The sequence below is a fragment of the Flavobacterium sp. genome (assembly GCF_031409475.1).
Classification (GTDB): Bacteria; Bacteroidota; Bacteroidia; order Flavobacteriales; family Flavobacteriaceae; genus Flavobacterium.
Window position 1 is genome coordinate 16,381 of record NZ_JANNXH010000066.1, and the last position, 16,567, is coordinate 32,947.

General features: G+C 32.5%; 12 protein-coding genes. 10 read left to right on the top strand and 2 right to left on the bottom strand.

Going from position 1 to position 16,567, the window contains the following annotated elements:
* Positions 1-58: 58 nt before the first annotated feature.
* The 9 genes from RMO53_RS11800 (at position 59) to RMO53_RS11840 (ending at position 11,591) form a co-directional block, all read left to right on the top strand.
* Positions 59-1,381 carry a vanadium-dependent haloperoxidase gene (locus RMO53_RS11800; protein ID WP_310380962.1) on the top strand — a complete coding sequence of 441 codons (1,323 nt, stop codon included), beginning with the start codon at positions 59-61 and terminating at the stop codon, positions 1,379-1,381.
* Complete coding sequence (locus tag RMO53_RS11805; protein WP_310380964.1) at positions 1,382-2,299, top strand: hypothetical protein; 918 nt, start codon at positions 1,382-1,384, stop codon at positions 2,297-2,299.
* A 157-nt stretch (positions 2,300-2,456) separates the two neighbouring features.
* Positions 2,457-3,737: an MFS transporter gene (locus tag RMO53_RS11810; RefSeq protein WP_409024833.1), complete on the top strand. Its 1,281-nt coding sequence runs from the start codon at positions 2,457-2,459 to the stop codon at positions 3,735-3,737.
* Positions 3,738-3,743: 6 nt separating this feature from the next.
* Positions 3,744-4,922 carry a glycoside hydrolase 100 family protein gene (locus RMO53_RS11815; protein WP_310380969.1) on the top strand — a complete coding sequence of 393 codons (1,179 nt, stop codon included), beginning with the start codon at positions 3,744-3,746 and terminating at the stop codon, positions 4,920-4,922.
* Between the two features lie 3 nt (positions 4,923-4,925).
* A complete protein-coding gene (locus tag RMO53_RS11820; RefSeq protein WP_310380972.1) occupies positions 4,926-5,873 on the top strand; it encodes a PfkB family carbohydrate kinase in 948 nt (315 codons plus the stop codon).
* A gap of 10 nt (positions 5,874-5,883) precedes the next feature.
* Positions 5,884-7,119 carry an MFS transporter gene (locus RMO53_RS11825; protein ID WP_310380976.1) on the top strand — a complete coding sequence of 412 codons (1,236 nt, stop codon included), beginning with the start codon at positions 5,884-5,886 and terminating at the stop codon, positions 7,117-7,119.
* 15 nt (positions 7,120-7,134) lie between these two features.
* Entirely contained in the window at positions 7,135-9,000 is a 1,866-nt protein-coding gene (locus RMO53_RS11830) for a trehalase family glycosidase (protein WP_310380978.1), read from the top strand.
* Between the two features lie 174 nt (positions 9,001-9,174).
* On the top strand, positions 9,175-10,428 hold the full coding sequence (locus RMO53_RS11835) for a nucleoside permease (RefSeq protein WP_310380980.1): 1,254 nt from the start codon (positions 9,175-9,177) through the stop codon (positions 10,426-10,428).
* Positions 10,429-10,778: 350 nt separating this feature from the next.
* The gene (locus tag RMO53_RS11840) at positions 10,779-11,591 is read left to right on the top strand and encodes a class I SAM-dependent methyltransferase (protein WP_310380983.1); all 813 of its coding nucleotides are present in this window, start codon (positions 10,779-10,781) and stop codon (positions 11,589-11,591) included.
* A 371-nt stretch (positions 11,592-11,962) separates the two neighbouring features.
* Here RMO53_RS11840 and RMO53_RS11845 read toward each other — a convergent pair whose 3' ends face one another.
* Together RMO53_RS11845 and RMO53_RS11850 are read right to left on the bottom strand one after the other, a co-directional pair.
* Positions 11,963-13,006 (bottom strand): two-component regulator propeller domain-containing protein, encoded by a 1,044-nt coding sequence (locus tag RMO53_RS11845; protein WP_310380986.1) that lies wholly within the window; start codon positions 13,004-13,006, stop codon positions 11,963-11,965.
* Positions 13,007-13,130: 124 nt separating this feature from the next.
* Complete coding sequence (locus RMO53_RS11850; protein ID WP_310380988.1) at positions 13,131-14,108, bottom strand: AbiH family protein; 978 nt, start codon at positions 14,106-14,108, stop codon at positions 13,131-13,133.
* A gap of 642 nt (positions 14,109-14,750) precedes the next feature.
* On the opposite strand from RMO53_RS11850, the gene rpsA reads away from it, so the two are divergent.
* Positions 14,751-16,526 carry a 30S ribosomal protein S1 gene (gene rpsA, locus RMO53_RS11855; RefSeq protein ID WP_310380991.1) on the top strand — a complete coding sequence of 592 codons (1,776 nt, stop codon included), beginning with the start codon at positions 14,751-14,753 and terminating at the stop codon, positions 16,524-16,526.
* Positions 16,527-16,567 lie beyond the last annotated feature (41 nt).

Sequence of the window (16,567 nt, forward strand, 5' to 3'; positions counted from 1 at the left end):
TCAAACTTTCAAACTTTGACACAGCTTATGATAAAAACACCACTCAATAATTAAAACAATGAAACTTAAATTTTTATTTCTAGCAATTTCAATACTTTTCATTTCCTGTGAAAAGGATAAATCAATTGTTGTAAGCACCGATGAGTATTATGCTGCAATTGACAACGTAACTCAAATTATGATTCACGATATATTTTCGCCTCCTGTTGCGAGTCGAATTTTTGTCTATCCAAATATTGCAGCTTATGAAATTATAGCACAAAATAATGCGTCCTACACAAGTTTGCAAAGCCAGTTAAAAGGCTTGGATTCTATTCCAAAATTAGATCCGAAAAGTGGCGTAAATCAGCACCTAGCCGCCTTAATTGCGCACATGGAAATGAGCAAACAATTAGTTTTTTCGGAAGATTTAATCGAAAAATTCAGAGACAGCCTTTATGTAAAATGGGAAAATGAAAACTCAAAAGAATTTGAAGTTTCAAAAGAATATGGACTAAAAGTAGCTGATAGAATAAAAAAATGGATGTCGAAAGACAATTATAAAGAGACCAGAACATTTCCTAAATTTTCTGTTCACACAAACGAACCAGGAAGATGGCAACCAACACCTCCAGCTTATATGGACGGAATTGAACCACATTGGGGGAAAATTAGAACCCTAGTTTTAGATTCTGCATCACAGTTTAAACCTGTTCCTCCAGCGCCATTTTCATTAGATAAGAATTCTACTTTTTTCAAAGAAGTGCAAGAAGTTTATGATATAAGTTTAATGATGAAAAAAAAGGGAGATCATTCTGAAGAAATTCAAATCGCACAATTTTGGGACTGCAATCCTTTTGTAAGTGTAACTCAAGGGCACATGATGTTTGCAAAAAAGAAAATTTCTCCCGGAGCACATTGGATGGGAATTGTGAAAATTGCTTGTAAAAAATCAAAAGCAGATTTTGAAAAAACAGTTTTTGCTTATACCCAAACTTCTATTGGACTTTTTGAAGCTTTTATCAGTTGCTGGGACGAAAAATACCGAAGCAATGTTGTAAGACCAGAAACGGTTATCAATCAAAACATAGACGAGAACTGGAAACCACTATTGCAAACACCACCATTTCCAGAATATACAAGTGGTCATTCTGTAGCTTCAACAAGTGCGGCGACAATTTTAACTTCGGTTTTTGGAGATAATTTTAATTTTGCTGATGATACAGAAATCCAATTTGGTTTACCAATCAGAAAATTTAAATCTTTTAATGATGCATCAAAAGAAGCTGCGAACAGTCGTTTTTATGGTGGAATTCACTACAAAGCTGCTATTGTCAACGGAATTGTTCAAGGTAAGAATGTTGGAGATTTTATTGTAAATAAATTAAAAATGAAAAACTAAATGTTAAGTAGAAAAAAAATTATAATTGGATTAAGTGTATTTTTTTCGTTGTTTTTAATTTGGTATTTATTCCTAAAAAAAAGTGATTATTTCATTTCATTTAATGTCAAAGCTGCTACAGGTACTGTTTTTCAAGGTGTAAATGAGTGGACCGCAAGCCAAACTGCAAATCAAAAGGAACTTTATTCTTTGTTAGAAAAAAATAATTTTGATTATTTAAAAAAAGAGATGAAAAAGGGGCAAACTCACTTGCAATATACTTGGGAAATGAAACCCATAAATGACTCAATTACCAAAGTAAGTGTCGGAATAAAAGATATGCAGAGTAGTATTTATAACAGGCTCACTGTTCCCTTTTTTAACACAGAATTTAAAAAAGAGCAAATTAAAAAAATCACTGATTTAAAAATGGGGATTGACGAGCATATTAAAAATTTCAAAATTAAAATTGATGGAGAAGGAAATTCGAAGGAAATATTTGTTGCCTACATCAGTTTAAAAAGTGTACTTCAAGAAAAAGCTCGTAATATGATTGCTAATGATGCAGATATAACGGGGTTTTTATATAAAAATAAAATAGCAATTATTGAAAGTCCTTATTTAGAAATTACAAATTGGGATTATGAAACTGAAACTATTGATTTTAATTATTGTTTTCCAATAGATAAAAACACGAAAATCATTGCTGATGATAGAGTGAAATTTAAAACAATACCCGTAATTAAAGGATTAAAAGCAACTTATTTTGGCAACTTTAGAACATCAGATCGAGCCTGGTTTACATTGATGGATTATGCAAAACGCCATAATTATAAATTGCAAAATAAAGTATTAGAACATTTTAGGGCTAACCCATTTAATGGTGGTGATGAGTTATCATGGGAAACCACAATTTTTATCCCTTTTGAGTCAAAATAATTAAAGATTTAAACTCCTGTTTTTACTATTTCGAAATCGTTTTCGGTTCTACCGAAAACGATTTAGTTTTATATAATGATTTTGTTAAAATTTTTAAAATTAAATTTAAAGAAATAACGAACCATTATAATAACTGAATATGAGTGTAAAATTAAAAATGAGTTTTTGGCAAATTATCAATATGAATGTTGGTTTCTTTGGTATACAATATAGCTTTGGTTTACAACAAAGTGCCGTAAATCCAATTTACGATTTTCTTGGCGCAAATCCAGATCAAATTCCCATGTTAAATCTTGCTGGCCCAATGACAGGTTTATTAATACAACCAATAATAGGTGCTTTGAGCGACAAAACGTGGCATCCAAAATTTGGAAGGCGTAAACCCTATTTTTTTATTGGAGCTATTTTGTGTAGTCTTTGCTTGTTTATATTCCCATTTAGTAGCTCACTTTGGATGGCAGCCGGATTGTTATGGATATTAGATGTTGGTAACAATACAGCAATGGAACCTTATAGAGCATTTATTGCTGATACTTTAGATGAAGAACAACAACCAACAGGTTTTCAAGCGCAAAGTTTTTTCACAGGTTTTGGACAGTTTTTATCTTACATTTCGTTGTTTCTATTCCCCATGATTATTGTTGGTTATACAGGTGCATTACCCAATTGGATTTTCGGGTCATTTTTTCTAGGTGCAATACTCTCGATTTCTTCTATTTGGTGGAGTATGAGTAAAACCAAAGAAATACCACCAACCGTAGAAGAAATTGCAGTATTAAAAGCAAATCCTATAAATGTTTTTACTCCATTTATAGAAATTTATAACGCAGTTTTAGAAATGCCCAAAGTGATGTGGCAGTTGTTTTTGATTTACTTTTTTCAATGGTATGCATTAATGTGTTATTGGCAAAACAACTCAAAAAGTATGGCGCTTTCTGTATGGGACGCAACGCCTAAACAAACTTCTTTATACGAAAGTGCAGTACAATGGAATGGATTAATAGGAGCTTTTGGATTTATTGTTACATTTTCAATTGCTTTTTATTTAGCAGTTTTAGCAAAAAAATATGGTGCAAAATATGTGCATTTTGTTTGTTTAATTCTTGCAGGAATTTCATTTTTAGTTTTTCCAATAATTCACAATCAATATTTATTTTTTGCAGTCATTATAGGTTACGGTATTGGTTGGGCAAGTATGATGGGAATTCCTTATTTATTAGTAGTTTCTAACATTCCTAAAGAACGATATGGCGTTTATATGGGAATTATTAATATGATGATTGTTATTCCAATGATTTTTCAAAATTTGTCATTTGGCTACATACTCAAAAATTTTTTAAATAATGACGCAAGAAATGCTATTAGTTTTGCAGGTGTTTTATTACTCATTAGTGCTTTTTGTACGCTTATGATTAAAAGCAAGAAAGTGTCAAATTAATAAATCATGGATAACGATATTAATTATGGCGAGGCTATAAAATTGCTACAACGAGTAGCCTCATCCGAAGGATTTCTTGCCAGCGCCCAAAATATTTCTAATTACAAAAGAGTTTGGGCAAGAGATGGTGTCATTTGTGGACTTGCAGCATTAGCTTCTGGAGATGAAAACTTAATTGAAACATTCAAGCACACACTCGAAACCTTGGCTAATAATCAACATAAAAACGGCACAATTCCGTCAAATGTGATGACTACAGAAAAGATTGTTGAAGTTAGTTATGGAGGTTTAGCCGGTAGAGTAGATGCAGTAACGTGGTTTATTATTGGTATTTGTCAATATGCCTATTACAAAAAGGATAAGGCGTTTGTTGCAAAATATAATGCCGTAATTGAAAAATGTCTTCAACTTCTTGAAGCTTGGGAATTTAATAATAAAGGACTTTTGTATGTTCCTTTATCAGGAAATTGGGCCGATGAATACATCACAGACGGTTATGTTTTATACGATCAATTGTTACGAATTTGGGCTTTAAAGAGTTATAATTATTTTGTAAAAGATATAGAGATTACCAATAAAATTGAAAAAATTACAGCACAAATCGAAATCAATTTTACACCAAACTCAATTGGAGAAAAATACCACGATAGAGCATATAATGAAATAAATATTCAAGAATTCATGCCTTGTGCTTTTTCACCAGCAGGTTATAAAACTCAGTTTGATGCTTTTGCAAATTCATTGGCGTTGTATTTAAATATTGGTTCACAAGAATTCCAGAACAAGATTCTAAAGTATTGTATAGCACTCAAAAACCAGATACCTTTGCAATTATTACCGGCTTTTTGGCCACCAATTTATGACAGTGATTTAGATTGGAATTTATTAAAGAATAATTGTAAATACGAATTCAGGAACTATCCAAACGAGTTTCACAACGGAGGAAGTTGGACTATGGTTAACGGTTTTTTTGGGTTAGCCCTACTTTCAAAAGGAAAAACATCCGAAGCTTCGGAACTTTTAGAGGCAATAAACAAGGCAAATGCTGTTGATGATTTTAGTTTTTATGAAAATTTCAATAGCGAAACAAAAGCCCCAAATGGTGTGCCTTTTTGTGCATGGAGTGCTGCAGCAACTGTAATGTTGAATCAAAGTATAAATACAAATTTCAAGTTTTTAGTTTAACAAATGAAAAAAACGATAGATATAATAAGTGTTGGTGAAGTACTCATAGATTTAATAGGACATGAAGTAAATACCACAATAAGTAGAACCAAAGATTACCATCGTTTTTTAGGTGGTTCTCCAACAAATGTTGCTGTAAACGCAGCGAGGCTTGGCTTAAAATCAGTGTTAGTGGCTACTTGCGGACAAGACGGACTCGGCGAATATATTGTTCGAAAGCTAAAATTGAATGATGTAATTACAACTCAAATACGAAAATCAGAAACCGAACCAACCTCGGTTATATTTGTTTCTAAATCTACTGGAACACCGGATTTTATTCCCTATCGAGAAGCTGATTTTCAAATTGAAAAGAGCCAAATTCCAGATGAATTATTAGAAAGTGCTAAAATTTTTCATACAACCTGTTTTGCTTTGAGCAAAAATCCAGCACGAAAAACTATTTTAGAAAGTGCAAAAAAAGCGAAAGAATTTGGGCTTCAAACCAGCATTGATATTAATTTTTCGGAAAGAATTTGGCCCAATCGAGAAGAAGCAAAATTAGTTTTAGCAGATTATTTATCAACAAATCCGCTAGTGAAATTGAGCGAGGATGATTGTTTTAGACTTTTTTCGGAAGCTAAAACCGAAGATTATATTTTTGACTATTTTCACGCTTTAGGTGCAGAAACTATATGCTTAACAAAAGGCAAGGATGGTGTAGTTTTGTCTAATTTGCAATTTGGATTGATTCAACAAAAAGCCTTACCAGTAAATGATATAAAGGATTCAACTGGTGCGGGAGATGCTTTCTGGACAGGATTTTTGTACGCACAACTATTGAACAAAAATTTTAATGAAACTATAGTAATAGCCCAAAAACTAGCCGTTTTGAAGCTGCAAAATGTGGGAAGATTGCCAGAAGGAATAAATTTTCAGGAATATCTGAATACTGATTTAGAATTAAATTAATTTTTGAAATATGAAAAATCCACTAATTACAATCTCGCTTTTTTTTAATTATTTTGTTTTTGCAATACTTTTAAACAGTGTTGGAACGGTAATATTACAAGTGCAACGAAACTTTGATATATCTAAATCTGACGCATCTGTACTTGAGGGATTTAAGGATTTGCCCATAGCATTTGCTTCTTTTATTTTAGCTTCTTTTTTACCTAAAATTGGTCTCAAAAAATCGATGTTAATTGGTTTAGCATTTGTTACCATAGCCTGTTTTTTGATCCCTTTCTCTGATGGATTTTGGTATTTTAAATTGCTCTTTTTTGTAATAGGAATTTCATTTGCACTTATAAAAGTTTCTGTTTTTGCAACCATTGGTATAATTACTAAAGGTGTCAAAGAGCATGGGAGTTTTATGAGTTTGCTCGAGGCAACTTTTATGGCTGGTATCTTAATTGGAAATGTAGTAATTAGTCAATATGTAAATGATAATGACCCAAAATCACGCGAATGGCTTACTATTTATTGGATGCTTTCGGGACTATCTTTCATAGCATTCTTACTTTTATTCATCGCAAAATTAGACGAAAGTGAAGCTAAAATTGCAAACACCACACTTAAAAAAGATTTTCAAGCCATGTTTTCGCTCATCATCAAACCGTTAATCATTGTTTTCATTTTTTCGATATTTTTTTATGTGCTTTTAGAGCAAAGTTTTCAAACTTGGTTTCCAACTTTCTATCAAGAAATTTTGCACGCACCATCGAGTATGGCCATTCAAGCTGGAGCAATTTTAGCTGGAGCATCTTTTATTGGAAGACTACTTTCAGGTTTTGTTTTGCTTCGTGTACGTTGGATTTATTTTCTATCAATTTGTCTTATAATAGTGGCAGCAATTGTGCTACTGGTATTGCCAATGGCTAAAAGTACTGTAATTAGTAATGAAACTATGACTTGGTTTAACGCACCTTTAGTGGTTTATTTATTGCCTATTATGGGTTTGTTTTTAGCACCAATTTATCCAATACTTAACTCGACAATTTTGTCTGCTTTACCCAAGCACATGCACAGTTCCATGTCAGGATTGATCGTTGTTTTTTCAGCACTTGGTGGAACTACTGGTTCTATAATAACAGGGCATGTTTTTGAAAAGTTTGATGGTACAACTGCATTTTATTTTTCATTAATTCCAATAACTGTGATTTTTATTTTATTGTGGATTTTAAATAAATTAGTTCATAAAATGGAGCTCAGTTAATTTTATTTCTAAAACATGAAAATTGCAGTCAACATCAAAAAAACGATTTCAGAACTCCTACTTCAGGAAGATACGGATCGTGATAAGCGAATTACCATTGAGGACAAAGGGCTAAAACGATTTGTATTAAAGTCTAAAACCGAAAAAATTGTAGTTGAAGGTACTTATTATTTGTCTAATTTATTGCAAGAACTAATTCTCGCCAAAGAAGCCGATAACGATTTTATAGAATCAGACAAAATTTTTGAATTGCCAGCCAATCGAATTTCTAGAATGATTGCCACTTATTTTTGGGATGGTTTAACAAGAACCTTAGATGAGCAAGGATTAGAAAAGCTACTGTTAGATTCCAAATCAAAAACAGAACAACCCATAATTTATGTGCCTTTTACGGATGATTTCGCCTTTGAATACTTCCAAAAATTAGCTCCTAAATTTAATCTAAAAGTAATTCAGCTTCCCAAAGATATTACTCCAAAATATGTAAGTAGTATCAATGATGATGGCGGAATTTTAGCTTTAGCTTTAAAAAAAGAAGGTCAAAAAACAACCGGATTTCCATTTGTAGTTCCAGGAGATCGATTTAACGAAATGTACGGTTGGGATAGTTATTTTGAAAATATAGGGTTGTTAATTGACGGGAAAATGGAGCTGGCAAAAAGCATGGTTGAAAATTTTGACTATCAAATTACACATTACGGCAAAATTTTAAATGCTAACAGATCGTATTATCTCACCAGAACGCAACCTCCTTTTTATTCGAGTATGATTCGTGAAGTTTTTGAAGCAATGTCAGTAAAAGATACTAACTGGCTGAGCCAAAAACTTACTATTTGCATCAAAGAATATGAAACTGTTTGGATGGAAACAGGAAAAAGATTGACTAAAAATGGCCTGAATCGATTTCATGCTCAAGGAATTGGTTTGCCACCAGAAACCGAAATGGGGCATTACGATGAAATTTTAAAGCCTTTTGCACAAGAAGCAAAGCTTTCGATACCCGATTATGAAAAATTATATTACCAACGAAAAATAGAAAATCCAGCATTAGACGCATATTTTGTGCACGATCGGAGCGTTCGCGAAAGTGGTCACGACACTACGTATCGGTTAGAAGCTATTTGTGCGCATTTGAATCCAGTGGAATTAAATGCCATGTTGTATAAATATGAAACCGATTTTGCAGCATTAATTGCAGAATTTTTTAATGATAATTTTCAAATTGAGGATAGAAATTACAATAGTGAATATTGGTTATTAAAAGCCGAAACTAGAAAAAACTTGATGAATCATTTTCTTTGGAATGAAGATATAGGCTGTTATTTTGATTATAATTTTAAAACTCAAGAACAAAACATATTTCTTTCCGCTACTAGTTTTTTTCCGCTTTGGGCAAATATTGCTACAAAATTGCAAGCCAAAAAAATGGTAGAAAACGGTTTACCTAAACTGATTTTCTTGGGTGGAATTGCGGGTTCTTCAAAAGAAGCTTTGTCTAATATTGGCGAATATCAAATGCAACGCCAATGGGATTTTCCAAACGGTTGGCCACCACACCAAATAATTATTTGGCAAGGATTATTAAATTATGGTTATACGGTTAAAGCTCAGGAACTTATGTACCGTTGGCTTTGGATGATTACAAAAAATGCTTGTGACTACAATGGAACCGTTCCTGAAAAATATGATGTGGTAAGCGCATCGCACAAAGTTTTTGCAGAATATGGAAATCAAGGAACTGATTTTGAGTATATTACACGAGAAGGTTTTGGTTGGATGAACGCATCTTTTCAATTTGGAATGCAATTATTAGATCAAAAATTAAAAACAGAATTGAATAAATTGACAAATCCAGACAGTATTGATTTTAAATCCTACTAAAATTTATTTAATATCTAGGCTTTACATCCTTTCCTAAACAGTCGTATAAAATTTGCTTCGTAGTTTACAATTATTTAAGTTTATCACAAATTCTTTAATTTTAATTTGATTTATTTAAATTAGTATTAGATTTACCCAATTGATTCGATATTTTCCTAACTAAACTACAATTTTATGAATATTAAAAGTCGCTTGACAATAATGAGTTTTCTCCAATTTTTTGTTTGGGGTGCATGGTTAATTACAATTGCAAATTACTGGTTCGGTACAAAAAGTTGGGAAGGAACACAATTTGGACTTGTTTTTGGAACTATGGGAATTGCTTCGTTGTTTATGCCAACACTCACTGGAATTATTGCCGATAGATGGGTAAATGCTGAGAAATTATATGGTATTCTTCATATTTTATATGCAGGAGTTTTATTTTATTTACCACAAGTGGACACACCAACAACTTTTATATACATCATGTTATTGGCCATGTGTTTTTATATGCCAACCATTGCATTGAGTAATTCCATATCATTTACAGCACTAAAATTAAATAATAAAGACGTTGTTAAGGATTATCCACCCATTCGTGTTTGGGGAACTGTTGGCTTTATTGTTGCCATGTGGATTACGAACTTAACGGGTAGTAAAGCAACTGATTATCAATTTTATATCGCTGGAGTTGGAGCACTTATTTTAGGATTTTATGCATTTTCATTACCTGAATGTAAACCACAACGATTGACCAAAGAAAATGCGTCGTTAATGGAAACATTAGGTTTAGAATCCTTCAAATTGTTTGCTGATTATAAAATGGCTTTGTTCTTTATTTTCTCTATGTTTTTAGGCGGTGCATTACAATTGACTAATGCTTATGGAGATGTTTTTTTATCAGAATTTGCAACTATTCCAGAATATGCAGATTCATTCGTTGTTAAATATTCTACTATAATAATGTCGATTTCACAAATATCCGAAACCTTGTTTATATTAGCAATTCCGTTTTTCTTGAAACGATTTGGGATTAAACAAGTGATGTTAATTTCTATGTTTGCTTGGGTTTTACGTTTTGCTTTGTTTGCTTATGGCAATCCAGTTGATGGTTTGTGGATGATAATTATGTCATGCATTGTTTACGGAATGGCATTTGATTTCTTCAATATTTCGGGTTCTTTATTTGTAGAAACCAATACGGATTCTAAAAACCGTTCTTCTGCTCAAGGATTGTTTATGATGATGACTAATGGAGTAGGAGCTATTTTAGGAAGCTTTACTTCGGGTTGGGCAATTGATAAATTTTTTACACACGATGGCGTAAGAGATTGGCATAATATCTGGCTTTCGTTTGCTGGTTATGCATTGTTGATTGCGATTGCTTTTGCCGTTTTGTTTAAACACAAACACAATCCTGATGAAGTGGCGAATGTGAGTCATTAAGAAATTATTTTTATATTTCAAACCCGACAGATTTTAAAACCTGTCGGGTTTTTTGTTTTAATAAATCTTCCTGCCTATTAAAGGCTGTAATCTATGCTTGTATTTTGAAAATAGAGAAATTTCTGCTCGGTTAGTTTGGCGAGTTTTTTTTGACAAATTTAAAATGTTCGAAGTAAAATTATTTAAAACTCATTATTTCCCCAACCTCATTCTTAAAAATAATATTTTTTTATGAAATTAATAATAGCTCTTTTTAAAACTTTACTAATTAGTAATGAGCTACTTATGGAAAAAATATTTGGTATATTGAAAAATAAATATTAATTTAGGGCTTCTTAAAACAAAAAGATATGAATCCAAATAAAGCATTATGGGAAAAAGGTGATTTTACTAGAATTGCCGAAAGCATGCGTGAAAGTGGTGAGGCATTAGTTGCCAAATTGGGAATCACCAAAGGATTAGACGTTCTTGATCTTGGCTGTGGCGATGGTACCACAGCAATACCTGAAGCAAAATTTGGCGCCAATGTTTTAGGAGTTGATATAGCAACTAATCTCGTTGAAGCGGGAAACCTTCGTGCTAAAAATGAAGGGCTTAAAAACTGCACTTTTCAAGAAGGCGATGCTACAGATTTGCAGGAACTAAAGGACCAATCATTTGACCTTGTAGTAAGTATATTTGGCGCAATGTTCGCACCAAAACCATTTGATGTAGCCAAAGAAATGGTTCGTGTAACTCGTTCTGGAGGAAGAATTGTAATGGGTAATTGGATTCCTGGCGATCCAACTCTTGTAGCTCAAATATTAAAAATAAGCTCTGCATATACTCCACCACCACCAGAAGGATTCATTAGTCCAATGTTATGGGGAATTGAGGAAAATGTTATTGAGCGATTTGTTAATGCCGGTATAATAAAAGAAAACATATCATTTGTCAAAGATACTTTTACATTTAGAATCTCAGGAAATCCATCCGAACTTGTAAATACTTTTAAAACCTTTTATGGTCCAACAATGAACGCTTTTGAAGCAGCTGAAAAAAACGGAAAAGCTATGGAGTTACAGCATGAATTAGAAGTTCTTTTTAACAGTCAAAACAAAAGCACTACAGCGAATACTACATCTATACCAGCTACTTTTTTAAAGGTAACAGTAATAAGATAAATACAAATTCAAATAGTTTTAAATTAATTATTTACTCATTAGTTTTTTAGTTTTACAAGGCTTCCAGTTCGCCGCGGCGAACTGGAAGCCTGCTCCGCAAAGTCTCCGACTTTGAGGTAGTGATTTTAGGTTTTCAACCGAGTTATTTTGGGTTAAATTTTAGGTCAGTCACACACTGATGAACGCATCCTCAAAGTCGGAGACTTTGCGGAGTGGGGTTTGCAAAACCGCGCAAGCCTTATGAGAGATGAATATTGTAAATCCAAGCAATTTGGTTAGCCAAATATATGGATTTGAGACCGAACTTTCAGGTACAAAACCAACTTTAAAGTTTACCGAAAACCATCTTATTGGCTGCTCTTTTTCTTTCATTAAGGATTAAATTTTTCAAATGAGTTTCCGTTGAATTTAAATGTTCCGTTATTTGGTGTTCCAAGCCATAAATCACCTTGATTGTCTTTGTACATTGAAATTAAGTTAACGTCTTTAGAACCGTCTTTTATTAAGTAATTTGTAATATTTTTTCCGTCATATTTATAAACTCCTTTGTCCCAAGTAGTCAACCAAATATTTCCGTTGTTGTCTTCTACAATGTGGGAATAATAAATGTATTCATCGCCACCAAATATTTGTTTGTTTCCAATACCTTCTGTTTTTTGATATTGAAGTCGGTCGCTTTTTATTGTCTTTTCAAAATCGAAAATATACTTGTGCCAAGTGTTACAAAACCAAAACTCTCCTTTTCTATCTTCAAAAATTGACCGAATACCAAACGTGCCTCCATTTAAACCGATTGTCAAATCATTTTCGTACATCCATTTTATAGATTTTCCATCAAAACGACAAGCACCAAAAACAGACGTGCCAAACCAGATTGCACCTTTTCTATCTTTGTAAATGCAATATACTTCGTAAGGACTGAAAAACGAATTGACAACTCGTGGATAAATTTCATCGTGAAGATAGTGCTTGGGAAACTCCAAATTATATAAATTTTTCCCATCGTAGCGATAAGCACCTTCATTTTTTTTCCCCAATATATAAAACCACAAATCATTGGACTCTAATTTCCATTCTTTGCTTTTGATTGGTTGCAAAGTAGTAAATGTCTTTCCATCAAACTTGTTGATACCACCGAAAGTTGAAATAAATATATTGCCAAATTTGTCTTCTTGAATTTGTCTTATAGTGTCGTTAGCAAGACCATCTTTTGTTGTAAAATTGATAATCTTTTTTCCGTCATAGCGATACACTCCTTCGCCATTACTACTAAACCAATAATTGTTTTTTGTGTCTTGAAAAACGTACCATAAATGATTGCCTAGTTCATTTACAGATTTTCCAATAGTCTTTTGTCCGTTACACGAAGTGAATAATGTAAGTAATGTTAAAAATAGAATTAAGTTTTTCTTCATTGTCTGAATATTCAATGTTTACATTATCCCGGTAGAGTTCCTTAAAGATAAAATTTCCTGCGAAAGAAAAATGTGAATTTTGCACATTTTTCGCCATTTCTTGAAACCGCTTTAGTGGCTGGATTTATAATGATATACTTCCAAACATTTCAGTATTCACGCCTACGAATATATTATCTCGAAAACTTGCTTTTTCTTCGTCATTTAAGTTAGTTTTGTTAAGAAAATAATCTCTCATTTCTCTTTCCGATTTTGCTTTTTTATAACTCCATCTTTTACTTATTTCTTCTCCTCGAGTAAAAATTAATAAGCAAATGCCTTTCTTTAGTTGCTCACCAATTGCGTGCCACCAATAATTATCTGTATCTCCAATTGATGACCCGAAAATGCAAATTAAATTAGCTTTAGTAATTTGAGAATTACAAAGATTGTCAATTGTAGTTTTATTAACTTTATTACAATAAGGTTTTATTAAAGCATCTAGAATATCTTGATTATTATGAAAACTTTGATTTTTTATTTGTGAAACATCATTTACACCCATAATCATTCTATCATCACAATATCCATGAATATGTTCAAGTCCTCTTAAAAAAATTTTAGAATTATGATGAGCACCTAATATTAGACTTGTATTATCATTTCCAAGAATTTGTTCTAGAGAATTAGTGTAATTTAAAGTTATTATGTTTACATCCCAATGTTCAGAATTCCATTTATTTTTATATTCTTCCAATATTTCTTTATCTGCTTTGAGTAACGACCTTTCAGGAAATGCTAAATATTCAGATAATTTCTCGGTATCTATTTTCGAAAAATCAAATCGGTTTTCTTGCTCTTTCAAATAATCTCCTAAATTATCCCCAATGTCCTCATATACATCTATGAATTCATCTACAGTGTTAAAGTTTTCAGTATATACTCCAATTGCTTGCTCAAGGTCAGACCAATTTTTAAAGTTTTTGCCAATATTGTCTTTTAATGTTTTAACAATTGGAGATTTAGATTGAAGTGTCTTATAATGTTCGTAAAAGTCAGAATAACGAGTTTTTAGACCTAGATTAATGTCAAAACCATTTCCAATTATATAGAGTATTTTCATTTAAAAGATATTTTTTATGTGATGGCGAAAACTAGCCACTAACTCATTAAAGTCTGATTCTGTCCAATTTTTCTCTCTTTAATCGGGTTGTTTTGTATGATAAACAGCAGTATTTATCTTCAAATATATTCATTTTTTCTTACAAAATTTTAAAAGAGGGTTGTTTTATATTTTATTAAATAGTTTGTTTTTTAGCTTTTATTTACTTTGAAATCTTATAAGTCATAACTAACCTCGAGTGAAGTGGCGTCATTTAATAAAGCTTCCAGCCTATTAAAGGCTGGAAGCTTTGTCATGTAAGGACAAATTGTAAAAAAAGTATTGAAATCCTATAAGTCATAATTAGCCCCGATTGTAGAGTAAATCCTTGTTGTTGTGAGATTGCTTCGCAAGCTCGCAATGACAAGATTGCAACGAAAAGCGGGAGCAATCGTCCTAAAAACCCCAAAAAGACCTGCTCCTAATAATCAATCCATTATCTCTGAGTAATAATTTTGCTAATTCATATAAAAGCATTACTTTTGCAGTCCTTTTGGTGAATAAGAGTTTCCTTTAGGTATTTCTAATTATACAAACAACTTCTGTTGTTTTCTCTCACGTTATGAAACTCAAGAAAATACAGAATACAAATTTTTAATCAGCATGTCTGAACAAGTAAAATCACAAGAAGAGTTTTTAGCAAATTTTAACTGGCACAACTTTGAAGAAGGTATTGATGCAGTAGATGAAAAAAACTTATTAGAATTCGAAGAACTAGTTTCAAAAACTTTTATCGCTACAGATCAAGAAGAAGTAGTTGAAGGTGTAGTTGTTAGAATTACAGATAGAGACGTTATCGTTGATATCAACGCAAAATCGGAAGGTGTTATTTCTTTAAACGAATTCCGTTACAATCCAAATTTAAAAGTAGGCGACAAAGTAGAAGTATTGATTGACATCCGTGAGGATAAAACAGGTCAATTGGTTCTTTCTCACCGTAAAGCACGTACTATCAAATCTTGGGATAGAGTTATTTCGGCTAACGAAACAGGTGAAATCGTTAATGGTTTTGTGAAATGCAGAACTAAAGGTGGTATGATCGTTGATGTTTTTGGAATCGAAGCTTTCCTTCCAGGTTCTCAAATTGATGTTAAACCAATTAGAGACTACGATGTATATGTAAATAAAATGATGGAATTTAAGGTGGTGAAAATCAACCACGAATTCAAAAATGTTGTTGTATCTCACAAAGCGCTTATCGAAGCGGATATTGAGGTACAGAAAAAAGAAATCATCGGAAAATTACAAAAAGGACAAGTATTAGAAGGTGTTGTTAAAAACATTACTTCTTACGGTGTGTTTATTGACCTTGGAGGTGTTGATGGATTAATCCACATTACGGATCTTTCTTGGTCTAGAATCAATCATCCATCTGAAGTTCTTGAATTAGATCAAGTTCTTAATGTGGTTATCCTTGATTTTGATGACGAGAAAACAAGAATCCAATTAGGATTGAAACAATTGAACGCTCATCCGTGGGATGCTTTAGATTCTAAATTAACCATAGGAGATAAAGTAAAAGGTAAAGTAGTTGTAATCGCTGATTACGGTGCATTTATCGAAGTAGCTGAAGGTGTTGAAGGTTTAATTCACGTATCTGAAATGTCATGGTCTACTCATTTACGTTCTGCTCAAGATTTCGTAAAAGTAGGAGATATTGTTGAAGGAGTTATTTTAACTTTGGATAGAGACGATCGTAAAATGTCATTAGGTATCAAACAATTGTCTCAAGATCCTTGGACCGATATCACAGCTAAATATCCAGTAGGTTCTAAACATTCTGGAATCGTTAGAAACTTTACAAACTTTGGAATTTTTGTAGAATTAGAAGAAGGAATCGACGGATTGATTTATATCTCTGACCTTTCTTGGACTAAGAAAATCAAACATCCATCTGAATTTGTAAATGTTGGTGAGAAACTAGATGTAGTAGTATTAGAGTTAGATGTTGACGGACGTAAATTATCTTTAGGTCACAAACAAACTACGGCTAATCCTTGGGATCAATACGAAGCTTCATTCGCAGTGGGAACTATCCACTCAGGTGAAATTGCCGAGATTGTTGACAAAGGTGCTACTGTAGAATTCGGTGAAGATATTGTTGCTTTCATTCCTACACGTCACCTTGAAAAAGAAGACGGTAAGAAATTGAAAAAAGGCGAAACTGCTGAATTCAAAGTAATCGAATTCAACAAAGAATTCAAAAGAGTGGTTGCATCTCACACAGCTATTTTCCGTGAAGAAGAGGAAAAAGCAGTTAAAGCAGTTCAAGAAGCAGTAGCTTCTGCAACTAATTCACCAGCGGCAACTCTTGGAGATAACAATGACATCCTTGCTGGCTTGAAAGCCAAAATGGAAAAAAACGAGAAAAAGAAATAATCTTTTAATTGTTTGAATATAGAAAGCTCCGCAGTAATGTG